Annotated in this window: 21 protein-coding genes; 8 read left to right on the forward strand and 13 right to left on the reverse strand. The window is 66.8% G+C overall.

Annotated elements, in window-relative coordinates:
* Positions 1-80 precede the first annotated feature (80 nt).
* Both NA12_RS01635 and NA12_RS01640 read left to right on the forward strand, forming a co-directional pair.
* Complete coding sequence (locus tag NA12_RS01635) at positions 81-1,610, forward strand: nitric oxide reductase activation protein NorD (protein WP_067445127.1); 1,530 nt, start codon at positions 81-83, stop codon at positions 1,608-1,610.
* On the forward strand, positions 1,607-2,413 hold the full coding sequence (locus NA12_RS01640) for an AAA family ATPase (protein ID WP_067445129.1): 807 nt from the start codon (positions 1,607-1,609) through the stop codon (positions 2,411-2,413). The genes NA12_RS01635 and NA12_RS01640 overlap by 4 nt, the downstream gene beginning before the upstream one ends.
* 211 nt (positions 2,414-2,624) lie before the next feature.
* Here NA12_RS01640 and NA12_RS01645 read toward each other — a convergent pair whose 3' ends face one another.
* The 13 genes from NA12_RS01645 to NA12_RS01705 all read right to left on the reverse strand — a co-directional run bounded on the left by NA12_RS01645 (position 2,625) and on the right by NA12_RS01705 (position 16,491).
* Entirely contained in the window at positions 2,625-4,028 is a 1,404-nt protein-coding gene (locus NA12_RS01645) for a lipase family protein (RefSeq protein ID WP_243654867.1), read from the reverse strand.
* A gap of 164 nt (positions 4,029-4,192) precedes the next feature.
* Positions 4,193-5,638, reverse strand: a complete 1,446-nt coding sequence (locus NA12_RS01650) for a DUF1254 domain-containing protein (RefSeq protein ID WP_067445133.1) — start codon at positions 5,636-5,638, stop codon at positions 4,193-4,195.
* 132 nt (positions 5,639-5,770) lie between these two features.
* Positions 5,771-6,415: a DUF305 domain-containing protein gene (locus NA12_RS01655; RefSeq protein ID WP_067445135.1), complete on the reverse strand. Its 645-nt coding sequence runs from the start codon at positions 6,413-6,415 to the stop codon at positions 5,771-5,773.
* Positions 6,412-7,974, reverse strand: a complete 1,563-nt coding sequence (locus NA12_RS01660; RefSeq protein ID WP_084472271.1) for an LVIVD repeat-containing protein — start codon at positions 7,972-7,974, stop codon at positions 6,412-6,414. The genes NA12_RS01655 and NA12_RS01660 overlap by 4 nt, the downstream gene beginning before the upstream one ends.
* Before the next feature lie 236 nt (positions 7,975-8,210).
* Positions 8,211-9,023 (reverse strand): IclR family transcriptional regulator, encoded by an 813-nt coding sequence (locus tag NA12_RS01665; RefSeq protein WP_067445139.1) that lies wholly within the window; start codon positions 9,021-9,023, stop codon positions 8,211-8,213.
* A 139-nt stretch (positions 9,024-9,162) separates the two neighbouring features.
* On the reverse strand, positions 9,163-9,627 hold the full coding sequence (locus NA12_RS32915; RefSeq protein WP_084472272.1) for a hypothetical protein: 465 nt from the start codon (positions 9,625-9,627) through the stop codon (positions 9,163-9,165).
* Positions 9,624-11,213: an AMP-binding protein gene (locus tag NA12_RS01675; RefSeq protein WP_067445141.1), complete on the reverse strand. Its 1,590-nt coding sequence runs from the start codon at positions 11,211-11,213 to the stop codon at positions 9,624-9,626. Before NA12_RS01675 ends, NA12_RS32915 begins: the two co-directional genes overlap by 4 nt.
* 30 nt (positions 11,214-11,243) lie before the next feature.
* On the reverse strand, positions 11,244-12,077 hold the full coding sequence (hcaB, locus tag NA12_RS01680) for a 3-(cis-5,6-dihydroxycyclohexa-1,3-dien-1-yl)propanoate dehydrogenase (protein ID WP_067445143.1): 834 nt from the start codon (positions 12,075-12,077) through the stop codon (positions 11,244-11,246).
* On the reverse strand, positions 12,074-12,937 hold the full coding sequence (locus tag NA12_RS01685; RefSeq protein WP_067445261.1) for an alpha/beta fold hydrolase: 864 nt from the start codon (positions 12,935-12,937) through the stop codon (positions 12,074-12,076). The genes hcaB and NA12_RS01685 overlap by 4 nt, the downstream gene beginning before the upstream one ends.
* Positions 12,938-12,976: 39 nt before the next feature.
* Positions 12,977-13,543 carry a 3-phenylpropionate/cinnamic acid dioxygenase subunit beta gene (locus tag NA12_RS01690; RefSeq protein ID WP_067445145.1) on the reverse strand — a complete coding sequence of 189 codons (567 nt, stop codon included), beginning with the start codon at positions 13,541-13,543 and terminating at the stop codon, positions 12,977-12,979.
* A gap of 40 nt (positions 13,544-13,583) precedes the next feature.
* Positions 13,584-14,798, reverse strand: coding sequence for an NAD(P)/FAD-dependent oxidoreductase (locus NA12_RS01695; RefSeq protein WP_067445147.1), 1,215 nt, complete (start codon positions 14,796-14,798; stop codon positions 13,584-13,586).
* Positions 14,795-15,136 (reverse strand): non-heme iron oxygenase ferredoxin subunit, encoded by a 342-nt coding sequence (locus NA12_RS01700; protein ID WP_067445149.1) that lies wholly within the window; start codon positions 15,134-15,136, stop codon positions 14,795-14,797. Before NA12_RS01700 ends, NA12_RS01695 begins: the two co-directional genes overlap by 4 nt.
* Positions 15,133-16,491 (reverse strand): aromatic ring-hydroxylating dioxygenase subunit alpha, encoded by a 1,359-nt coding sequence (locus NA12_RS01705; protein WP_084472290.1) that lies wholly within the window; start codon positions 16,489-16,491, stop codon positions 15,133-15,135. The genes NA12_RS01700 and NA12_RS01705 overlap by 4 nt, the downstream gene beginning before the upstream one ends.
* Positions 16,492-16,592: 101 nt before the next feature.
* Here NA12_RS01705 and NA12_RS01710 point away from each other — a divergent pair, with 101 nt between their 5' ends.
* Genes NA12_RS01710 through NA12_RS01735 form a run of 6 tightly spaced genes read left to right on the forward strand, consistent with a single transcriptional unit; the run spans position 16,593 to position 22,090 of the window.
* Complete coding sequence (locus NA12_RS01710) at positions 16,593-17,576, forward strand: zinc-binding dehydrogenase (protein WP_067445151.1); 984 nt, start codon at positions 16,593-16,595, stop codon at positions 17,574-17,576.
* 25 nt (positions 17,577-17,601) lie between these two features.
* Positions 17,602-18,540: a 3-carboxyethylcatechol 2,3-dioxygenase gene (locus NA12_RS01715; protein WP_067445154.1), complete on the forward strand. Its 939-nt coding sequence runs from the start codon at positions 17,602-17,604 to the stop codon at positions 18,538-18,540.
* Positions 18,537-19,373 carry a 2-keto-4-pentenoate hydratase gene (locus tag NA12_RS01720; RefSeq protein WP_067445155.1) on the forward strand — a complete coding sequence of 279 codons (837 nt, stop codon included), beginning with the start codon at positions 18,537-18,539 and terminating at the stop codon, positions 19,371-19,373. Before NA12_RS01715 ends, NA12_RS01720 begins: the two co-directional genes overlap by 4 nt.
* Positions 19,370-20,350 carry an acetaldehyde dehydrogenase (acetylating) gene (locus NA12_RS01725; protein WP_067445157.1) on the forward strand — a complete coding sequence of 327 codons (981 nt, stop codon included), beginning with the start codon at positions 19,370-19,372 and terminating at the stop codon, positions 20,348-20,350. Before NA12_RS01720 ends, NA12_RS01725 begins: the two co-directional genes overlap by 4 nt.
* On the forward strand, positions 20,347-21,393 hold the full coding sequence (dmpG, locus tag NA12_RS01730) for a 4-hydroxy-2-oxovalerate aldolase (protein WP_067445160.1): 1,047 nt from the start codon (positions 20,347-20,349) through the stop codon (positions 21,391-21,393). Before NA12_RS01725 ends, dmpG begins: the two co-directional genes overlap by 4 nt.
* 55 nt (positions 21,394-21,448) lie before the next feature.
* Positions 21,449-22,090: a helix-turn-helix domain-containing protein gene (locus tag NA12_RS01735; RefSeq protein ID WP_067445265.1), complete on the forward strand. Its 642-nt coding sequence runs from the start codon at positions 21,449-21,451 to the stop codon at positions 22,088-22,090.
* Positions 22,091-22,104 lie beyond the last annotated feature (14 nt).

The raw sequence follows: 22,104 nt of genomic DNA on the forward strand, positions 1-22,104 counted from the left end.
CTGGCTCATCAAGAACATCGGAACCTTCTGATCATGGACCCCCGACATCGCGACTGTCGATCGGTACATCAGGAGGTCTCGTGTACCCCGACGATCTGAGCCACGCACTGGCCGTCGAGCGTGGATGTTCGGTGACCGCGGTTGCCTTCTCCGAGAAGCGGCGAGAAGGCGTGCGGTTGATGAGCGGGCCCGCGCGTGGGTTCGGTTTGAACCGCGCCCGCACACTCGTGAGCGTTCCCTACCCGGTGATGGCGCCGGAATGGACGCGCGCGACGCTCACCTGTGGTGTCGCGTTGCAGTGTTCGCCGTCCAAGGACCGCATCGCCGCCTACGCATTGCACGAGCTGTCACCACGTCAGCGTGTGGCGCTGTCCTGGGTGGAAGGCGGTGTCGCGGCCGGATGGATCGCCGAGCGTTTTCCCGGTCTGGTGCCGGAGTTGCGGCGAATCGCCCCCGACCTCGAGATCGCCGACCACGATCTGGAGGGGCACGCGATGCTGGAGCGTGCGATGGAACTGGCCCGCTCGCGGCCACTGCCGCCACACCCGTTGCTGGGCGGATTGCCGTTGGCGACGGCGGCCCGGGGCGTGTTGGCGGCGACGATCCGCCGGGTCTACGGCCGGATGCCGTGGAGTTCCGCACGCAGCGACCGCCGAGGGATGGTCACCATCCCTGTCGGTGGCGACGGAGGGGAGCGCAGCTCTACGCTTCCGCCGCCGAGCCGTCCCGAAGACGAGGACTTCGAGGTCCGGACCGATCAGCGCTCGGGGATCCCATATCCGGAGTGGAATCTGTGGACCGGATCGTTTCTGGCGGACCACGTCGCAGTTGTCGAACGCCGCCACTCGACCCGCAGTACACCGGTCACCGCGGTCTCGCCCGATATCCGGCGGTGGTTCGAACAGCGCACTCACCGGGAAATGCGCGGTGGACTCGAGGACGGCTCCGATCTCGACATCGACCGCTACGTACGCCACCACGTCGCGGCGCGGACCGGCGCGGCCGGGCAGCCGAAAATCTTCCGGGAGTTGGTACCCAGCTCACGTGATTGCACGACAGCGCTCTTGCTGGACGGCAGTTCGTCGCTCGGGCTCAACGGCGGCAGGATCTTCGCACTGGAACTCGCGTGCGCGGACGCGATGTCACGGGCGATGACACTGGCCCGGGAAAGACACGCGATTTTCGTTTTCACCGGCAACACCAGGCACCGAGTCGAAGTCGGCTGCCTGAAGGACTTCGCCGATCCGCATTTCGTCGATCCGAGCAAGGCCGGACTCATGACCGGCGGCTACACCCGCTTGGGCGCACCTGTGCGGCACCTCACCAAGCGGCTGCTCGAGCAACCCAGCGAACGGCGACTGCTGATCATCATCGGCGACGGACTGATGTCCGACGAAGGCTACGAGGGCCGCTACGCGTTCGCCGATGTCGCACATGCGGTCGCCGAGGCCGAGGAGGCGGGCGTGCTCACCTACTACCTCGGGGTCGGCCCCACCCGCGTCGACCCGCTGCCCGAAGTGTTCGGGTCACGCCGGTCACAGCGGATTCGTCAGGTCGAGGACCTTCCGAGAGTCCTGGCAAACATCCATCGAGAGTTGACAAGCCAATGAATACCGATCGATACCTCGCCCACAGCAGTGAAGTCCGCCTGTTCGAGCGGGCCTTCCATCAACACCTGCCCGTGATGCTGACCGGCCCCACCGGATGCGGGAAAACCCGTTTCGTCGAGCACATGGGCCGCGCCCTCGGGCGTGAGGTCGTCACCATCAGCTGCCACGACGACCTCACCAGCTCCGACCTGGTCGGTCGATTCATGGTCACCGGCGGTGACGTCATCTGGACCGACGGACCGCTGACACGCGCGGTCAAGACCGGCGCGATCTGCTACCTCGACGAAGTGGTCGAGGCCCGCCACGACTCACTCGCGATCCTGCACTCGCTGACCGATCACCGGCGAACCCTCTACCTCGACCGCGCCGACGAAACAGTCCTCGCACCAGCAGATTTCATGCTGGTCTGTTCCTACAACCCGGCCTATCGCAGTTCGCTCAAGGAACTCAAACCCTCCTTCCGGCAACGGTTCGTCACCCTCGGTATGGACTACCTGCCACCCGATCGTGAAGCAGAGGTGATCACCGCCGAATCCGGCGTCGAGGTCGCCACCGCGCACCGACTCGTCGGTTGCGCCACCACCATCCGCCAGGCCGACCAGGCTTTCCACTTCGAACCGCCCTCCACCCGGGTTCTGGTCGCTGCGGCGCGCTTGGTCGCGGCGGGAGTTGACGAACTCGAGGCGGCCCAGGTCTGCATCCTGGCGCCGCTCAGCAGCGACGGAGCGATCCACGACGGATTGCGAGAGATCGCAGCCGCACACCTGTCGCCCACTGCCACACACATCCAGTCCACGAACTAGGAGTCGCTATGAACGAACAGGACCGCAACCGCAAGCGCGCGTTGATCGTCTTCCAGATCATGATGTACGGGTACCTGCTGACAATGTTCCTCATCCAGGTCAACATGCTGATGACCCGTGACTGGTAGGAGTCTGCCCGCCAGCACCTCGTGCAACGTCCAGGACCACCGCGTCGACTGGCGCGGTGGTCCTGGACCGCTATGGGTCGGTGTCAGCGCACACCGATCGGCTTGCCGAAGAAGGAAGCGATCGTTTCGCCGAAAATGGTTGCCAGCAGGGACAGTCCGTCGGGATTCAAGGCGAGCAGGCCCGCTTCGGAGGTGCTGCAGCCCGATGTGGCGGGGATGCCGTTGAGTCGGTCGCGGAGCCACAGCAGTGCGGTCGCCGATCCGGATACTTCGGTCGTGATGTGCTCGCCGAGGTGTTCGCGAATGTACTGGACGTCGGCATCGGGGCTCTGGCAGTAGGTGTCGACCAGGGTGTTGACCGGGCCGACGGGGATCAGTTCGTCGGGGTTGGCCTGCCAGATGAACATCGGCATGTCGGGTACGGCCTTGCCCATGCGCGTCTTGTCGAGGACGTCGCGTACGACGGGATTGCGCATCGGGTCGCCTTCGGGGACGCGCAGCATGCCCTTCATGTTCAGGAAGGGGAACAACGCGGTGTTGTATTGCACGCACAGCCCGCCCTTGATCACCGAGAGTCCCTGTCCCAGTGGGTCCAGATCGCGGTCGAGCAGGTCGCCGAACTCGCGATACTCGCGACCCAGCCCGAGTACGGCGGCCATGATCATGCCCGACCAGATCTGGCCGTTGCCGATGTCGAGCAGCGGGCCGAAGTCGGCGGGCACGCCACCCATGGCCGTGCCGACGATGTCGAGTTCGGGCGCGTAGCTCTGTTTGAGCTCGGCAGCGTGACCGGTCACGATCGCTCCGCCGGAGTAGCCGTACATGCCGATGCGGGTAGCGGGCGCGAGCCGCATCGGCTCGAAGTTGCGGGCGGCGCGAATGCCGTCGAGGGTGATCCGCGCGCCCAGGGGACCGACGCCGAACGCGCTGTCGGGGCCCTGATGGTCCGGGATGACCACCGCCCAGCCCTGCTGCAGTTGGGCTTGCGCGACAACGAATTCCAAGGGCGCGACGATCTGTCCGACCGCCGTCGCGACCGACCACTGCTGGACGGCATAGGACGGCGAGCAGTAGGCCGCGAGGGAGTCCTCGGCGATCTGCATCGACATCAATTTGTCCGGAGCCGACCCGCGTGGCTTCAGCACCGTGGCGACGGCGGCGATGGCCTCGTCTCTTGTGTTGTTGGAACGGTAGGACACCTGCCAGGCGTCGACGTTGAGCGGGATGAGGCCGGCGTTGGCGACGTTGACCTGCCGCGCGGCGATGATCTCGCCGGGCTGTTTGGCTGCCACGACGTCAGCCGGAGGCCGGTAGAACCCCGGATCGAGCTCTGGAGGCATGGCGAGCGCGGGCGCGGGCTGCACCGGCAGCGGGGCTGTCTCAGTAGGCTCCGCGACCGCGACCGCGATGCTCAGGATGGGGATGGTGGCTGCGGCGGCGACAGCCAAGGCCGCCAACCTGCGGGACAACTTTGTCCGCGGGGTCATAATCTACTCCCTATGTAATTTGAGACGCGATCGTCTCAAACATTGGAGTGACACTACCGCGATCATGGCCACGGAACAATAGCTGTCTGGGACGGTGGACGGTGACTCGTGTGATCTTGCGGTGGGTTCCCGCAGGGGTAAAGCCGCCTACGGAAATGCTGGAGTCAAGGTTTCATGCGCTCGACGTCGTCGGGGATCCAGGTCTGGTCGAAGAAGGTATGGGTGGGTCCGTACAGGCGCAGGGTGAGCAGGAACCCCTCGCCCGGGTTGGTCGGGATCCAGTTGGCGTCGGCGGCACCGAGGGGTTTGGACGGGCCGGTGTAGATGTCGTAGGAGCCGTCGGGGTTGGCGGTGACGCGCTTGTCGAGAGAGTTCACCGAGGGGATGGGGTGACCGTCGACCGTGATCATGGTGCCGTCGACCGGGTTGTAGAGGGTGACGGCCCAGAACAGGCGTGCGGGCGGGTTCGGGGGCAGATGCAATCGGTAGTGCTCGGCGCCGGTCAGGTACTCGCCGTCGGCATCCCAGAAGGTGGAGGGGTACTTCGCGCCGCCGCCGATGATGTTGAGTGCCATCGCCGGGCTGGCGGAGTAGGCGACGGTGAAGAAAGTGGCCTGGTGATCGAGGCTGAGGTAGGTGCCGGCGTGGAAGTTCTCGTCGACATCGGGGAACCCGTTGAGCCAGCGGCGTTTCTCGGCACCGGTGTAATACCGTCGGCCGGGGTAGCTGTCGGGTGTGGTGTTCAGTGCTACCGCCAGCTTGGGAGCGAGGCGGGCCGCGGCGTCGAGGATCTCGCGGTGCCGCGCATCGGGTTCGAACGGCTCGCCCTTTCTGATGCCGATGGAGGCCATCATCCCGCGCAATCGCAGGTCTATCGCCTCGACCGGTTCGTAGTCGACGAACTCCGCGAGGAGGTCGAAGAAGCCGCCATCGCGGGGGAACAGCATGTCGACCTGTTCGCCCGAGGCGTCGGGGAACCGCATCGGTTTCCAGGTGGCGGGATTGGACTGGTACAGGGGATGGATGACGGTCTGTTCCAGCGCCGCCACACCGGTCGCGGTCTCGGGGCCCTCCTCGCCGCTGGTCAGAAACGCGCGCCAGAACAGGAAGACGTTGTAGGTGGGTGAGCGCAGCACGTGGTAGCCGCCGGGAAGTGGCGGACCGTCGTAGCCGGGCGGCACCAGCAGATACTGTCCGCCTTGGCCGTGGTCGGGACCTGCCAGGCCGACATCGGAGAGGGCGTGCTGCCAGAAGTCGGTGAGCATGCCCAGGATGCCGGGCGGCGCCGCGATCACCAGCGGTCCGTCGGCGGCGAGGTCGAGGTAACTCATCGCGTAGATGACATCGGCGTTCGGCGTCGGCACCCGGCAGGCGGAGTCCATGCGCTGCTTCCAGATCGGCAGCACGTTGTAGCCGCCGCCCCAGCGTGCCTGTGACCCGTCGCGCAGGCCGATGATGTTCACGATCGGTAGGGCCTGCAGGTAGACCTGCACGGCTCGCTGGAAGAAGTATTCCTCCAGCAACTGCTGGCGGTGGTCGTCGGACAGGTAGTTCCCGTCGGGCTCGATTCCCGCGAACTCCGACCATCGAGCGCCCTCGACCTGCGTCATCGCCAACCGTCCTTTCCGAGCGGATCCGGGACTCCCATGCCGGACCATAGAAAGGTTGCCGCCTCGCCGGGTCACCCGTGGCGGATGAACTTCACCCGACCCACGGTCAGTGGCACTGCTGTGGTCATCCGATCAGCGGGGATCGTTGAGGGAGTCCAGTAGTACGCCCATGAGTCCGGCCTCTTGGCCTTGGCTGCTCATCATGTCGCGTGCGGTTTGCTCGACGATGCCACCGTCGAGTAGTCGGTCGACAGTCTGTGCCATCTGAATGCCGCCGTAGTGGTGGCGCTGCATCAGTCGGAGGAAGAGCACATTCGCATCGTGGCCGCGGGCAGCGGCAAGGGCATCGAGTTCTTGTTGCGTTGCCATGCCGGGCATGCGGGTGTCGTGAACGGAGACATCGGCGGATGGTTCGGTGTGCTGGTGGGTTTCGGGGTGGTGCATCCAGGACATCGGTCTCGGGTTGACGGTGGGTTGACCTGCCAGCCTCAGCCAGCCCGTCAGTTGGCCGATCTCGCCGCGTTGCACCGTGTCGATGCGGCGGGCGAGTGCCGTGACCGCGGGTTCGACGCCGGGGTCGAGGCGCGAGATCATGACCAGGGCCTGGCTGTGATGCGCGAGCATGTCCTGGGCGAACCCGATCTCGATGGAGGTGAGCACGGGTTCGGCGGGGGTGCGGTCGTCGACGAACAGCGGCCGAGCCGCCGCACCGATAGCGAGAAGCAGGACGGCCACGCCGGCGAGTCCGGTCGCGGTGATCCAGCGCCGGGTGCTCATGAGCCGATGGTTGTTTGTTGGTCGGCGGGCGGGGTGTAGACCGTGGGGTCGAGCGCCAGCGTGGAGTAGGTGTTGTCGTTGCAGCTGACCCACAGCTGGTTACCCTGCCAGTGCGGCGGGGATGTGCACCAGTCGCTGGACATGTCACCGAAGACCACCTGACCGGAGCGGGTGCTCAGTGCCTGTCCGGGGTCGAAGACGCCGCTGGTGATCGCCTGCATCAGCGCGTTCGCGCCGAGGACGGGTGCGCCGATGACCGACATTGTCTTGTGTGCGGAGTTGACGATCCGGTCGGCGTCGTTCTTGCGGGCAGGTGGGTTGTAGTAGCCGATCTCTGTGACCTGGAACGGATCTCGGACATCGAAGACGCGGATGCCGGAGCCGAACCACGCGCAGGCCAGCGCGGTGGGATCCGCGGGGCGATCGGCGGTGCAGTAGTGGGGGTCGTAGGAGAAGATCGACCCGCCCATACTCGAAGCCAGTGCGGTGTCGAGATTCTCGGGGAGATTGATCTCGAGTTTGATCGAGTTGGCCACACGCGGCCGGGTTTCGTCCGAGATATCGATGAGTTTGACTCCGCCGCTGCCCGCCTCGTCCGGGGCGAACAGATAAGGTGTGCCGCCGTAGGTTACCGGGATGGCGTGCTGGGTGGCCCAACCGTCGGTCCAAGTGGTCTCCGACAGAACCGGGACCACCGGGTCGGGATCGCGACGCTGCACCGCGGAGATGTCCATGATGGTGACTCCGCCCATGTTGTTGGTGAGGTAGAGGCGGTTGCCGTCGGCACTGAAGCCCATACCGTGCATGGAGGGGCCGGGCAGGCCTTGCCAGATGACTCTGGGCCGGGCCGGATCGCGCAGATCGATGGCGCTGACCAGGCCGGGCGCGACCCCGGAGGACCAGTAGGTGTTGCCGTCGGGTGAGAAGCCGCCTTCGTGGGCGGTGATCGGCAGGGGGATGGACAGGTTGCTGCCCGCGCCGGGATTCAGAAGGCGCGGATGGCGGCAATCGGAGATGTCGTACACGGACATGAGTCCCGCTCCGGTGAGGAAGGGTGCTCCGGTGGCGGCGAGAAGTTTGCGGGTGGTGTTGACCTTGAGCGACTCCCAGGTGCCCGCCAGCATCGCGGGTTCGGTGAGTGCGCCGATCAGCACCGGGTTCGCTGGGTCGGCGACATCGAGCACCTGAACGCCGACAGCGGGGCCGGCGAAGCTTCCGGGTATGAAACTGCCGATGTACACACAGGTGTCGAACGCTGCCGACACCACCCCGCCGCCGTGTCCGCCGTAGCTCCCGACTCGGGTGATGTTGCAGGTGTAGCCCTGGGTGCTGCGGCCGTTGTCACGGTCGGCGGCCGGGACGTCGCCTTGCAAGCCGGATTCAGGAGTCGAACCGGGCACGCACGTCGCACGGGCGGCGGTCGAGCGGGCGATGTCGTGCAGGGCCTGTACCTCGGCAGCGGCAGGGCCTGACGGGCCGAGCACGGTCATCGCGGGGAACAGGGTTGCTGCGATGCCGAGAGTCGCTGCTCGTCGGGCTCGAGTGGAGAGTGAAGTCATGGTCTCCCTCGCCGATGAGGGGCCCTTCCTGATGCGGCAACCGTCAGCTCACTGCCGTCGGTTCGAGTCGTATCCACCGGTCCGGTTGGTGGACCGGTATGCCCGACGGTCGGGCCGCCGGGTCAGATCCGCTGGGTCATCTCGTCGTGGTGATGAATCAGCGCGATCGTTGTGAATAGTGTCACCTGAGCGGCGGGTTGTGATGCAGCTCGCGTTCCGTCAGGCGGAACGCGCGCTCATGACCCGGAAGAGTCGCGGTGCTGAGCGAGTGCTCGGGCCCCGTTTCGGGCGAGTGCCTGCGCGGCTGCGGTGCAGGTGCGGCGCAGGCGAGGTTCGAGGGCGCTGACATTCAGGTGTCCAGCCGGTGCGGCGACGGACAGTGCTGCGAGGGGTCGGCCGCGGCGGTCCAGGATCGGAGCCGCCAGACAGGTCACACCGATCCGGCTCTCCTGGCGGTCGTGTGCGATGCCGCTACGCCGGATCTCGGTCAGCTCTCGTTGCAGGTGCGCGGCATCGGTGATCGTCCACGGGGTGAGCGCGGCAAGGGGCGGGGTGGCTGCTCGAGTGGCGGAGCCGACTTCGTAGGCCAGCATCGCTTTGCCGACGCCGGTGGCGTGAGCGGGCAACCGGCCGCCGATCCGGGAGGGTGCCGCAACGCTGCGATGGCCGTAGAGCTTGGCCAGGTAGACAACCTCTGTGCCCTGGATGACGGCAAGGTGCACGGTGTGGTGGGTGGATTCGTAGAGATCGGTCAGGTACGGCAGCAGTAGATCGCGGACCCGTTCGTTCTCCTGTGTGTAGGCGGCCTGACCGAGTCGGTGCAGGCGGCTGCCGAGGCGGTAGGCGGTGCCGACCCGCTCGACGACGTCATTGCGTTCGAGTAGGGCGAGCACGCGGAAGGCGGTCGACTTGCTCAGCTGAGCTCGCCGGGCGAGCTCGCTGACCCCGATCCCGGTGTGGGACCGGTGATCGAAGGCCGCGAGCAGGCTGATGGCCTTGTCGACAGCGGCGCGGTCGTCTCGAAGCTGTTCGGTGGTAGACGTCGTCATAGCGGATCCCTCTTGCTCGACGCCGTACTGTCACTTTTAGTGCATCAGTCCGGCACTTATATGTGACATATGATGACCGGGATCACACCCGTAAGTCAACAGTGACGAACTGTCAATTATAAGTGACGACAGGGTTTGGTCAGGTCCCGGGAACATGGTCGGCTGTGCCGTCGATGTCGCGGATCCACGTCGGCTCCGCGACCATCAACAGCAGCTCAGCGCCCGGAAGGTCGACCTCGACAACGGGACGAAGGCCCGCCTGTTCGGCAGCGGCGATCTCGTCGGCCGCGGTCACCGGCAGCGAGACGATGATCCGGCGACATCGAGGATCGGCGATTTCCACGGCCGCCGTGACGGATTCGAGGAGATCGGGGTACAGCGCAGCGGTACCCCCGTCGGCATCGGTGATGCCAACCTCGATGTCGTGCTTGCCCACGGGGTAGGTACCGCGCAGTTGGCCTGCCGCGCAGCGATGAATGCGCACATGCGCGAGTCGTCCGTCGCGATGGCGCGCCACGAGCACGACGGTTGTCGTGCTGCGCGACAGCACCTCGCTGACCCAGGGGGACAGCAACGACGGGACGGGCAGCGGTGGTGTCCTCACCGGGCGCCGTCGACCATTCGGCGGACAGCGAGTTTGTCCAGTTTGCCCGAGGCATTGCGGGGGACAGTCGTGACCTGTAGTAGGCGCGTCGGCAGTTTGTAGCGGGCCAACGTGATCGCCGCGTGGTCGCGCACTTGGTCCAGCGTGAGGACATTGCCGTCGCCGGCGCTCGCGACAGCGACGACGGTTTCGCCCCATTCAGGGTGCTCGGCGCCGACGACGGCGACGTCGATCAGTCCGGGCAGGTCCGCCAGCGCGCGTTCGACCTCGGCGGGGTAGATGTTCTCGCCGCCGCTGATGATCATGTCCTTGAGCCGGTCGACGATGTAGAGGTAGCCGTCGTCGTCGAGATAGCCGATGTCGCCGGAGTGGAACCAGCCCTGCGCATCGAAAGCCGCGGCCGTGGCGGTGGGATCGTTCCAGTACCCGGGTGTGACATTCGGTCCGCGCACGACGATCTCGCCGTTGACACCCGCCGGCAGCGGATCGCCGACGCCGGGCTCGATGATGCGTACTTGCGTGTGCGCCATCGGAATTCCCGCCGAGCCCAGCTTCTCTGCGGTGCGTTCGGCGGGCAGATGGGTGGCGAAGGGCGCTGTCTCGGTGAGACCCCACGCCTGCTGCAGGATGATGCCGTGCTCGGCGTAGAGCTCGATCAGTGACGGCGGAACAGGCGCGGCGGCAACGACTACGGTGCGCAGCGCGGGCAGCGGATCGTCGAAAACACCAGGTACGCGTGCGAGTGCGGCGAGCATAGCCGGGACCGCGAACAGCGAATTGACGCCGAATTCGTGAAGATCGTCGAGGAAATCGGCGGGGTCGAAGCCGCGCCGCAGCACGACCGTGCCGCCTCGCACCAGGGTGCGCAGGGCGAGGGCATTGAGTCCCCCGATGTGGAACAGTGGCGCGACAGCATGGGTGATGTCGCCGCGGCGGGTGTCCAGGCGAGCGTCGACGTTGATCCCGTTCCACCACAGGTTGCCGTAGGTGAGGATGACGCCCTTGGGCCGCCCGGTGGTTCCCGAGGTGAACATGATCATGGCCGTGTCGTCGAACCCGCGGGCCGGTGCTTCCTGTGTGGGTTCGACAGCGGCGAGTAGCGATCCCCACGGCCGCCACCGGTCACCGACCGAGTCCGCGGGGGGTACCTGAGGATCGTCGTCGACGAGCAGGAACGTGGTCAGCGATGTCGGTTCGCTGACGCTGACGAGGATCTCGCGGTGTCCTTGCTCGCACACGATCACCGTGGCGCCGCTGCGCTCGAGCACCGCGGCGAGTTCGGGACCGGCGAGGCGGAAGTTGAGCGGGACGAATATCGCGCCGCGCCGGAACGCGGCGAACATCGTCGTCAGGAATGCCGGGCTGTTCAGACCCAGGTAGGCGACCCGGTCCCCTTCATCGACGGACTCGGCGGCCAGCAGGGTGGTCAGACGTGCGACACGATCGTCGAGGCGGGCATAGGTCCAGTCACCACCGGCGTAGCGCAGGGCGATGTCATCGGGTTGATAGCGAGCGTGGGTGCGGATCGCGTAGGTGGGATTGACGTCCGCCGCGGCACCGGAATTGGCCGGGTGTGCCGTGATCATGGTTCTCCTCGAGCTCCGGGTGAGCGTTGTCTAGAGATGGTCGCCGCCGGCGGCGGTCGCGAAGCCGCGTACCCCGATGCCGCCGTCGACGGAGATCGCGTGCCCGGTGATGGGCCCGCTCTGTTCGCGGGAGGCGAGCAGGACGTAGGAACCGGTGAAGTCGCGCGGGTCGGTGCTGGAGTCGTGCAGTGGGATCGGTGGGGGTGGCGTGGCGTCGGTGCGTTTGGCGAAGGACGCGGCGAGGGAGCGCTCCTGCATGTCCAGGGACTGTGGTCCGCGCAGGTCGGTGTTCATGCCGCCGCAGGCGACGCCGTTGACGCGGACCTTGGGCGCCAGTTCGTAGGCGAGTTCGCGGACGAGGCCCAGGCAGGCGTGTTTGCTCGCGGTGTAGATCGGGCCGCCACCGTCGACATAGAACGAGGAGTTGGACAGTGTCATGACGATGCTGCCCCTGGTCTTCACCAGCTCGCGCCAGGCTGCCTCCGCTGCCAGCAGGTAGCCCTTGACGTTGACAGCGAACACCTCGTCGAAGGTGCTGGACAGTGTGTTCGCGTCGAAGCGGGTGATGGCACGCTTGTAGTCCCAGATTCCGGCGTTGGTGACGAGGGTGTCGAGTTTGCCGAATCGGTGCACGGTGCCGGCGACGGCGGCGTGCAGTGCGTCGGCGTCGCGGACATCGGCCTCGACGGCGAGCATGCGGTCCGGGTCGGCGGATTCGGTGACGACTGCGTCGAGTTGCGCGCGGTCTCTGCCGAGAATGGCGACCGACGCGCCTTCGGCGAGGAACCGCTCGGCGACGGCGCGGCCGATGCCGGAGCCGCCGCCGGTGATGAGGGCGACGTAGCCGTCGAGCCAGCCGGTCACGCCCGGTCTCCCAGGAAAGCGGTCACGAGGCGCTCGAACTCGCGAGCACGTTCCAGCTGCACCCAGTGCCCGCAGTTGCCGAAGATGTGCATCTGCACGTCGCGGATGTTCTTGAGCATGATCTGTGCCCCGTCCAGGGTGATCGTGCGATCGTCGCGGCCCCACAGCAGCAGGGTAGGGGCGGTGATCTTGTGCAGCGCACGCCACAGTGGGTCCATGCCGTGGCGTTTGCCGAAGGCGGCGTTGTAGCGGTGGTAGAAGGCGATGTGGCTCTCGTCGAGAGAGGACTCGTAGCGGGCGCGGACGACCTCGGCCCCGAACTGCTTGTGGTCGAAGACCATGGTCCGGATGAAGTTCGCCATCTTCTTCTCGGTGGGACCACCGCCGTTGTAGTAGCGGAACATCTCCTTCTGACCTTCGGTCGGTGTCGGCCCGAAGGGCAGCCAGCCGCCACCGGGAGCCATCAGCACCAGACCGGAGACGCGTTCGGGCTGGGTTTGGGCCATGGCGATCGCCGCGGCACCGCCGAGGCTGTTGCCGAGCAGGTGGAATCGCTGGATATCGAGCGCGTCGAAGGTCTGGAACAGGGCGTCGACGGTGATCTCGGTGATGGAGCGCTCATCGAGATCGGCTTCGGTGGGACGGTAGCTGTCGCCGAATCCGGGCTGGTCGGGCAGGATCACGCGGAACCGCTGGGCGAGTTCGGGCAGGTTCTGGTGGTAGTTGCTGACTCCGGACGCGCCGGGGCCGCCGCCGTGCAGCATGACCAGGACCGGGCCTGCCCCGGTTTCGGCGACAGAGACCGGACCGCTGGTGGTCTCGATGGTGCGCCGGGTGAGCGCGAGGTCGTGCTGCGACAGCTGGACATCGTTGTCGGACACAGGCTTTCGCCTTTCGGTTCAGAAGAAGGTGGAGATGTTCTTGGCCTGCAGGATGTTCTGGTCCAGCAGGATGGTGCGGCGGGCGACGACAAGGCCCGCATCGGTGCGGCGCAGGATGTCGGTGCGCTGCCCGGCGAAAACGTTCTCTTCGCGCTCGAGCCGGTTGCGGTAGACCAGGAACGCCGAGCGCACGAGCAGATCCTCGACCTCGAACCCGGGGTGGTCGCCGGAATCGACATGGTGGACGACGACATTGGTGACGAGGTGGCGGGTCCGCGAGGGCGGGTCTTCGGCCCAGGCCATCCCGGAGTCGAAGCGGCGGATACGCCAGGCCAGGCTTTCCCTGGTTTCGTCGTAGTAGGCGGCTTCGCCACGAACGGAGATCGACAGCGCCTGCTGGCGCCGCAGCCTGTTGGTGCGGGTGGGCATCCAGTACTCGAGGTCCTCGGCGAGCAGCTCCAGCCAGTCGGTGAAGCGGTTCTCGTCCAGCAGTTCGGCTTCCAGGTAATAGAACTGCTCGACCTCGAAGTGGATGTCGCGGTCGGCCCGAGCACCCGCGCTGGTGGGTTCGGTGGAGGTGGTCACGGTCTGCGATGTCCCTTCTCGGCAACGACGCGGCGCATGTTCACCCGCGTACCAGCTTCTTCAGATCGACCGAGGAGTCGCCCAACCGGCTCGGATCGACCGCGATCTCCCGATCGATCAACCTGCGCGCGGCACGGACGGCTACCGAGTCCCCGACCGCGACCGCGGCCACGACCCGATCACCCACGAGACCGAACGCCGAGAACGGCGGTGTGCCGAGTTCGCCTCGCACAATGACAGTCTCGGCGTCCGACATTGTCGCGACCGCTTCGACGTGCAGCCCGTGACGATCGGTCCAGAACCAGGCCGCACTCGAAGCGGGCGGTGCGGTGCCGAGAATCGTCGCGGCGGCGATCTGCCCATCGCGCTGGGCGGCCTCCCAGTGTTCGACTCGTGGCAGCGGCCGGCCGTCGCGACGCACCCGAGCGCTGTCGCCGACGGCGAGGACGGACGGGTTGCTGGTGACCCGCGCGGCATCGACGAGGACGCCACGGTCGGTGTCGAGGCGTACGGCCTGTGCCAGCGTGGTGTCGGGAACCATGCCGACCCCGAGCACGGCCAGATCGAAGTCGTGGCTGTCGTCGTTGCTGGCGAAATCGACCCGGATCCGGCCGGGGTCGGTGCGCAGGGCGGTGACACCGGTCTGCTCGGTGCGGATCCCGGCGGCGGCGTGCTGTGCGTGCAACCAGGTCGCGATGTCGTCGCCCAGCGCTGCGGCCAGCGGCGGTGCGATCGGATCGACCACGTGTACTTCGCATCCCAGCGAGATGGCGGTGGAGGCCACCTCGGCACCGATGAGTCCCGCGCCGACGACCAGAACCCGCGCGCCGGGCCGCAGCCGCGCGCGCAGCGCGTCGGCGTCCGATGCGGTCCGCAGGACGTGGACCCGGTCGCTGTCCGCGCCCGGAATCGGCGGGCGCAGGGCATGTCCGCCGGTGGCGAGCACGACCCTGTCGGCAGTCACGGTGGTGCCGTCGGACAACTCGACCTGCCCGGTTCCCGGGCGCAACGCGGAGACGGTGCGGCGGTTGATCAAGCGCACCTTGTGCTCGTCGTACCACTCCGGCCGCTGCAGCGCGATCTCGGTCAGCGTCGCCCGTCCGGCCAGGTAGTCCTTGGACAGGGGCGGACGGTCGTAGGGGAATTCCCCGGCGTCGACGAGCGTGACCTCTGCGGTGTAGCCACCCGCGCGCAGGGCCGCGGCGGTGCTCACTCCGGCGACGCCGCCCCCGACGATCACCACGCCGGCGGTCACGGCGCCTGATTCGGGAACACGAACACCTCGTCCTCGCGGACCTCGACCCGATGCGGTCGGGCGTTCTCGGTGGCCGGAAGGCATTGCACCGCACCAGTTCTCAGACAGAATTTGCTCGAGTGCATCGGGCATTCGACGAACCCCTCCTCGACCCAGCCCTCGGCCAGCGAGGCGACTTCGTGGGGGCAGGTGTCGTTGAGGGCATAAACCGTGCCGTCGTCGTCGCGCAGCAACGCGATGTCGTCGTCGGTGCCGGTGATCGACTTGTCGACGGTGATCCCCTCCCCGACGGGGATATCGTCGAGTGCGGCGACCCGGATTCCGGTGGTGGTGCTCACTGGTTGCGCTCCTCGTGCCAGGCGGGTGTGTTCATCAACTCGCGCCAGTGCGCGTAGAAAGCTCGGCCTGCGGCGTCGCTGTAGAGTTCGCTGGTCGTGCCCGGATGCCGGCCGTCCTCGCGTTCGGACCCGAGTCCCATCTGGTAGTTCAGCGGGACGGTGTTGGTGATGAATCCGTGCGAGATCGCTTGCACCTCGCTCCAGTTCTCGCCGTCGTCCTGTTCGAAGATGCCGCTGGGACCGAAAGTGCGCAGGTTGTAGAGCCGTTGTGCCTCACGCACTTCCGGCGGCATCGACTTGTCGACCACGGTCCACGACCACACCTCCATCCGGTCGGGGCCCTTCGGATGCCAGACCCGGATGGTGCCGATGACCGGCAGGTAGGAGAAGTTCGGGAACACCGTCGCGTGGCCGTCGGTGAGCGGACCCTCGACGCGCGCGTCACCCAGGCGCTCACGTAGAGCGTCATAGTCGGTCCACTCGTGCACCGTCTTGGCATTGAACCGGTTCTTCGGATGCACCGGGAACCCGGCGCCATGGCCGTTGGTACCGACGTACTGGCGACCGGCGCGGTGCACGATCTCGGTCTTGGGGTTCTTCGTGGGGGACAGCACCATGAGCGCCGACGCGTGGCTCATGTTGACGTGGTACCAGTCGGTGGCGAACTGCTCGGCCGCCAGCTTCCAGTTGCCGTCGAGCACCCATTTGTGCACTCCGCCGACGACTACGGTGCCTTCGTCGTCGTGGTCGAACATGGCGTCCATGTACCAGGCCATATCGCCGAGCGACTCGCGCAGCCCGACCGGATCGGGATTCCAGGTCCCGAAGATCAGGCCGCGGTAGGAGTCGACATTCGGTACCTCGACCAGCCCCCAGTCGTCGGTATCGAAGGAGTCCGGATAGCCCTCGCGGTTGGGTACCGAGACCAGCTTGCCGTCCAGGTCGTAAGCCCAGCCGTGATAGGTGCAGGTGAAGTTGCGGGTCGCGCCGACATCGGCACGCAACACCCGCGCACCTCGGTGTCTGCACGAATTGAGATAGGCGCGGATACGCCTGCCCTTGTCCATGACGACGATCACCGGGTCCTCGCCCATGTAGGTGGTGAAGAAGTCGCCGGGTTTATGGAACTGGTCCGCGTGGGCCAGAAACAGCCAGCTGGGCGCGAAGACCCGGCGCAGTTCCTGGCGGTAGAGCTGTTCGTCGGTGAATATCGCGCGGTCGAGCAGTCCGCCCCGCGCGTCGACCAGCCCTGACACATCGACGGTCCGGACCAGATCGGCAGGACGCCGCAACGCACCACACGGAGTCGCGCAGGCCGGGTCACGACCGGAAGTGGGTTCGATGGTGGAGGTCATGGTCTCCAGCACAGTCCGATCGGCGCCCTGATTCCAGCAACCGTGCCGCAGGGCGGAACGGACGCTGTCGCCGAACCCACCCGGCGGGCGACGGTGAGACCATGCTCGCAGCACAGGCCCTCTCCCAGAACTACGACGACCCGCTCTCGGGTCTGGTGGTCCACGAAGTCGATCTGCCCCAGCCCGAACCCGGCTGGACCTCGGTCCGGGTGGTCGCGACCTCGCTCAACATGCACGACCTGTGGACCCTGCGCGGAGTCGGCCATCCCGCCGACCGGCTGCCGATCGTGCTCGGCTGCGACGCCGCAGGCTACGACAGTGACGGCAATCCGGTCATCGTGCACCCGGTGATTGCCGACGCGGACGCCGGTGGCGGCGACGAGACCCTCGATCCCGGCCGCGCGCTCATGTCGGAGCGCTACGACGGCACCTTCGCCGAGTACGTCTCGGTCCCGCGCCGCAACCTCGTTCCGAAACCGGACTGGCTGTCCTTCGACGAGGCCGCCTGCCTGCCGGTCGCCTGGACCACCGCCTATCGAATGCTGTTCACCAAGGCCGAGATCCGGCCCGGTGACCGTGTCCTGGTCCAGGGTGCCGGCGGCGGTGTCGCCTCCGCGGCGATCAAACTCGCCGCGGCCGCCGGCGCGGTCGTCTACGCCACCAGCCGCAGCGCCGACAAGCGCGCGGCCGCGCTGGCGTGGGGTGCGCATGCCGCTGTGCCGACAGGCGAGCGCCTGCCCGAACGCGTGGATGTCGTGATCGAAACCGTCGGTGCGGCGACCTGGGAGCACTCCCTGAAATCGCTGCGACCCGGCGGCGCGATCGTCGTCGCGGGTGCTACCAGCGGTGGTGACCCGTCAGCGTCGTTGAACCGGATCTTCTACCTTCAGCAGCGCATTCTCGGATCCACCGGTTGCACCCGTACCGAACTCGTCGCCATGCTGCGCATGATGCAGGCCACCGGTGTGCGCCCTGTCATCGACCGCACGCTGCCGCTGGCCGAGATCCACAAGGGCTTCCAGCTGATGGTCGAGGGCACAGTCACCGGCAAAGTCGTCGTCCACCCTCCCGCCCCGCGATCCTGACCCGCGCCGCACCCCAGGAGCATTCATGAGCGCAGCGGCCATCGGCCTGTCCCATTCCCCGTTGATCGGCAAGAACGATCCAGCCCCCGAGGTGCTGTCCCGTGTCGACGCCGCCATCGCGGCCGCGCGGGCACACATCGCCGAGTTCGCCCCGGACCTGGTGGTGTTGTTTGCCCCGGACCATTACAACGGCTTCTTCTACAAGGAGATGCCGCCTTTCTGCCTGGCCACCGAAGCCCACGCGGTCGGTGACTTCGGCTCGACCGCCGGAAAGCTGTCGGTGGACACCGCCGCCGCCGAGCACCTCGCCACGGGAGTGCTCGCCCGCGGAATCGACCTCACCGTCTCGTCCCGGATGACGGTCGACCACGGCTTCGCCCAGCCGCTGGAGATGCTCTTCGGTGGCATCGATGCCGTGCCGGTGATTCCGGTCTTCGTCAACGGTGTCGCCACCCCGCTGTGCCCGGTCAGCCGTATCCGCGCGCTGGGTACCGCGATCGGGCACGCCGCCGAAGAACTCGACCGGCGTGTGCTGTTCCTCGGCTCGGGGGGCCTGTCTCACGATCCACCCGTTCCCGTGCTCGCCGGGGCTCCGCCCAGGGTCGCCGACGCACTCATCGAGGGTCGACCACCGACTCCCGAGCAACGCGCCAAAGGCGAGGAACGGGTCGTACAGGCAGGCCGGGACTACGCCGCCGGCATCGCGACGATGACCCCCATCAATTCCGCCTGGGACAACCATCTGCTCGACCTTCTGCAGGACAACGCGCTCGCCGGATTCGACGACTGGAGCGTGGAGTGGATGACCCAGCAGGGCGGCGGGTCCGCCCACGAAGTGCGCACCTGGATCGCGGCCTATTCCGCGCTCGCGGCCGGAGGGGACTACGAGCTCGGCTACCGCTTCTACGAAGCCATCCCGGAGTGGATCGCGGGCTTCGCCGTAACGACCGCGAGCCGTCGATGACCGAAGGAACCGATCAGCCCGTGAACATCAGCACCGTAGACACCGACGCAGTACTGCGCGCCGCCGATCTCCTGGACGTGGCGTCGGCAACGCGGCGACCCAGTGCCCCGATTCGGGCGCTGTTCGCCCCCGATGATCTGGCGAGCGCGTACTCGGTCCAAGCCGAACTCACTGCTCGCCGCCTGCGCTCGGGCGCGCGCGTCGTCGGCCGCAAGATCGGACTCACCTCGCCCGCGGTACAGGCCCAACTCGGGGTCGACCAACCCGATTTCGGTGTCCTGTTCGCGGACATGGATGTCAGCGCACTGGCCGAGGTTCCCTCAGGGCGGCTGTTGCAACCCAAGGCAGAAGCGGAGGTCGCGTTCGTTCTGGGCGAGGACCTGGTCGAGGGTGACCTCGGCCCCGAACAGATCCGGGCCGCGGTCGCCTATGCCGTGGCCGCGCTCGAGATCGTCGACAGCCGGATCGCGAACTGGGACATCACCATTACCGACACCGTCGCCGACAACGCTTCGAGTGGACTGTTCGTCCTCGCCGAAACCCGCCTCACGCTGGCCGAATTCGAACCCCGCGAAGTACGCATGCGGATGTCGGTCGACGGGGTCGAGGTTTCCGGCGGCACCGGCGCCGCCTGCCTTGGCGATCCGCTCAACGCGCTGGCATGGCTGGCCCGCACCGCTCGTGACTACGGTGACCCCCTGCGCGCCGGACAGGTCATCCTCTCGGGAGCTCTGGGCCCGATGGCGCCCACCCCCGCAGGCTCCCACGTCGAGGCCGTCATCGAACCGTTCGGATCGGTCACCGCCACCTTCTCCGGGAAGGAAAGTTCATGACCGGCAAGACCAAAGTGGCCATCATCGGATCCGGCAACATCGGCACCGACCTGATGTTCAAAGTGCTGAGACTCTCATCAACCCTGGAAGTCGCGGCGATGGTCGGTATCGATCCTGATTCCGACGGATTGGCTCGTGCCCGCCGCCTGAAGATCGCCGCCACCGCCGACGGTGTCGACGGACTGATCGCTCTGCCCGGGTTCGACGAGATCGAGATCGTGTTCGACGCGACCTCGGCCAAGGCACACCTCGCCAACACCGAAAAGCTACGCCCCCATGGCAAGACCCTCATCGATCTGACCCCGGCTGCGATCGGGCCCTTCGTCGTGCCGCCGGTCAACCTGGATCACCATCTCGATCTCGGTGCCGACAATCTCAACATGGTGACCTGTGGGGGACAGGCCACGATCCCGATCGTCGCCGCGATCTCCGCGGTGACGCGGGTACCGTACGCCGAGATCGTCGCCTCCATCTCCTCGAAGTCGGCCGGGCCCGGCACCCGCGCCAACATCGACGAATTCACCGAAACCACCTCCCACGCCATCGAATCCGTCGGCGGCGCGGCACGCGGCAAGGCGATCATCATCCTCAATCCCGCCGAACCGCCGATGATCATGCGCGACACCGTGTTCTGCCTCATCGGCGACGCCGACCACGACGCCATCCGGGACTCGATCGCCGCGATGGTCGAACGTGTCGCCCGCTATGTGCCCGGATATCGGCTCAAGCAGCAGGTCCAGTTCAGCGAGATCGCCCACGACGAACCCGTGTACACGCTGACCACCGCGGACAGCGTCGCCGTGACCACCCGGGTATCGGTGTTCCTCGAGGTCGAAGGCGCCGCGCACTATCTGCCCGCCTACGCGGGCAATCTCGACATCATGACTTCGGCCGCGCTGCGGGTTGCCGAATCCATCGCCGCCCGCACCGCTGCCACGGTCGCGGCCACTTCTCCGATCGCCGAGGTGCATTCGTGACCGAGCAGCTCTACATCCAGGACGTCACCCTGCGCGACGGCATGCACGCGATCCGGCATCGCATCGATCCCGCCGATGTCGCCGCGATCGTCACCGCCCTCGACGCCGCGGGCGTGAACGCCATCGAAGTCGCCCACGGAGACGGTTTGGCCGGTGGTTCGTTGAACTACGGGCCGGGCAGCCACACCGACTGGGAATGGATCGAAGCGGCGGCGGGGAGCGTCACCGATGCCGTTCTCACCACGCTGCTGCTGCCCGGTATCGGCACCATCGCCGACCTGCGTCGCGCCTACGACCTCGGCGTTCGATCCGTGCGTATCGCCACCCATTGCACCGAGGCGGACATCTCCGCCCAGCACATCGCAACCGCCCGAGAACTCGGCATGGACGTCTCCGGGTTCCTGATGATGAGCCACCTGGCCGAACCGGCTCGGCTCGCTGCCCAGGCCGCGCTCATGCAGTCCTACGGCGCGCACTGTGTGTATGTCACCGACTCCGGCGGCCGCCTGACGATGAACGGCGTCCGAGACCGGGTACGCGCCTATCGTGACGTGCTCGATCCGGCCACCGAAATCGGTATCCACGCCCACGAGAACCTGTCACTGTCGGTGGCCAACAGCGTCATCGCCGTCGAGGAGGGTGTCACCCGGGTCGACGCGTCCCTAGCCGGCCAAGGTGCGGGTGCGGGCAACTGCCCACTCGAAGCCTTCATCGCCGTCGCCGACATCAACGGCTGGAACCACGGCTGCGATCTGTTCGCCCTCCAGGACGCCGCCGACGACCTTGTCCGCCCGCTGCGGGACCGCTCGGTCCAGGTCGACCGCGAAACTCTGACCCTCGGATACGCGGGCGTCTATTCGTCGTTTCTGCGCCACGCCGAAATCGCTGCCACCCGTTACCAGGTGGACGCACGCACCCTGCTGCTCGAAGCCGGGCAGCGGGGCCTGGTCGGCGGGCAGGAAGACATGATCGTCGACATCGCCCTCGACATCGTCGCCGCGCGATCCGCCGCGACGGACTACGTCGGAGTAGGTGCCGGATGAGCACAACGAGCCCACGATGAGCCTCGGACAGCGTGTGTTCGTCGATAATGGCGACATGCGTACCGGAACCGACGGACCGACCAGCGACAACGAACTCGTCGCCCGCAATGTCCGGCGCTACCGGATGGAGCGCGCCATGTCCCTCGGGGACTTGGCGCGCCGCTCCGGACTGTCGAAACAAACCCTGTCGAAGATCGAACAGGGCATCGGCAATCCCACCGTGGAGACCCTGTCCCAGCTCGGGACCGCCCTCGATGTCTCCACGCGCCGACTGCTGACCGAGTGGGGCACCCCGGTCTACGTGCAACGCGGCGCCGACAGCATCTGGACCGACCACGACGGTCGCGTCGAGCGAATGCTGGACGACACCTACGGTTCCGGTCACGTCCGCACCTTGGTGCTGCGGCTCGAACGCGCGGCCGAGGAGCCCCGGATCATCGAACCGCATCCGCTGGGCACCCTGCATCACGTCTACGTGATCACGGGGAAGATGCGCACCGGCCCCCTCGACGACAGCGTAGAACTCGCCGCGGGGGATTTCGCCCGCTTTCCCGGCGACGTCGCCCACCGCCACGTCTGCCTGAGCGAGCGTGCTGTCGCGCATGTCGTCACCACGATTCCCCAGATCCGCCAGTTCGGCTCCCCGGTCCAGGATGCGCCCGGATCGTCGCCGGGCACCGCTGCTTCGAACAGCTGAGAACCCCGCTACTG

The sequence above is a fragment of the Nocardia alba NBRC 108234 genome, from assembly GCF_001612665.1.
Taxonomy (GTDB): domain Bacteria; phylum Actinomycetota; class Actinomycetes; order Mycobacteriales; family Mycobacteriaceae; genus Nocardia; species Nocardia alba.

What these genes read in the sequence shown, in the direction of transcription:
- NA12_RS01640 (WP_067445129.1), top strand. Translation starts at nt 1,607, where the DNA reads ATGAATACCGATCGATACCTCGCCCACAGCAGTGAAGTCCGCCTGTTC.
- NA12_RS01645 (WP_243654867.1), bottom strand. Translation starts at nt 4,028, where the DNA reads ATGACCCCGCGGACAAAGTTGTCCCGCAGGTTGGCGGCCTTGGCTGTC.
- NA12_RS01650 (WP_067445133.1), bottom strand. Translation starts at nt 5,638, where the DNA reads ATGACGCAGGTCGAGGGCGCTCGATGGTCGGAGTTCGCGGGAATCGAG.
- NA12_RS01655 (WP_067445135.1), bottom strand. Translation starts at nt 6,415, where the DNA reads ATGAGCACCCGGCGCTGGATCACCGCGACCGGACTCGCCGGCGTGGCC.
- NA12_RS01660 (WP_084472271.1), bottom strand. Translation starts at nt 7,974, where the DNA reads ATGACTTCACTCTCCACTCGAGCCCGACGAGCAGCGACTCTCGGCATC.
- NA12_RS01665 (WP_067445139.1), bottom strand. Translation starts at nt 9,023, where the DNA reads ATGACGACGTCTACCACCGAACAGCTTCGAGACGACCGCGCCGCTGTC.
- NA12_RS01675 (WP_067445141.1), bottom strand. Translation starts at nt 11,213, where the DNA reads ATGATCACGGCACACCCGGCCAATTCCGGTGCCGCGGCGGACGTCAAT.
- NA12_RS01705 (WP_084472290.1), bottom strand. Translation starts at nt 16,491, where the DNA reads ATGACCTCCACCATCGAACCCACTTCCGGTCGTGACCCGGCCTGCGCG.
- NA12_RS01710 (WP_067445151.1), top strand. Translation starts at nt 16,593, where the DNA reads ATGCTCGCAGCACAGGCCCTCTCCCAGAACTACGACGACCCGCTCTCG.
- NA12_RS01715 (WP_067445154.1), top strand. Translation starts at nt 17,602, where the DNA reads ATGAGCGCAGCGGCCATCGGCCTGTCCCATTCCCCGTTGATCGGCAAG.
- NA12_RS01720 (WP_067445155.1), top strand. Translation starts at nt 18,537, where the DNA reads ATGACCGAAGGAACCGATCAGCCCGTGAACATCAGCACCGTAGACACC.
- NA12_RS01725 (WP_067445157.1), top strand. Translation starts at nt 19,370, where the DNA reads ATGACCGGCAAGACCAAAGTGGCCATCATCGGATCCGGCAACATCGGC.
- NA12_RS01735 (WP_067445265.1), top strand. Translation starts at nt 21,449, where the DNA reads ATGCGTACCGGAACCGACGGACCGACCAGCGACAACGAACTCGTCGCC.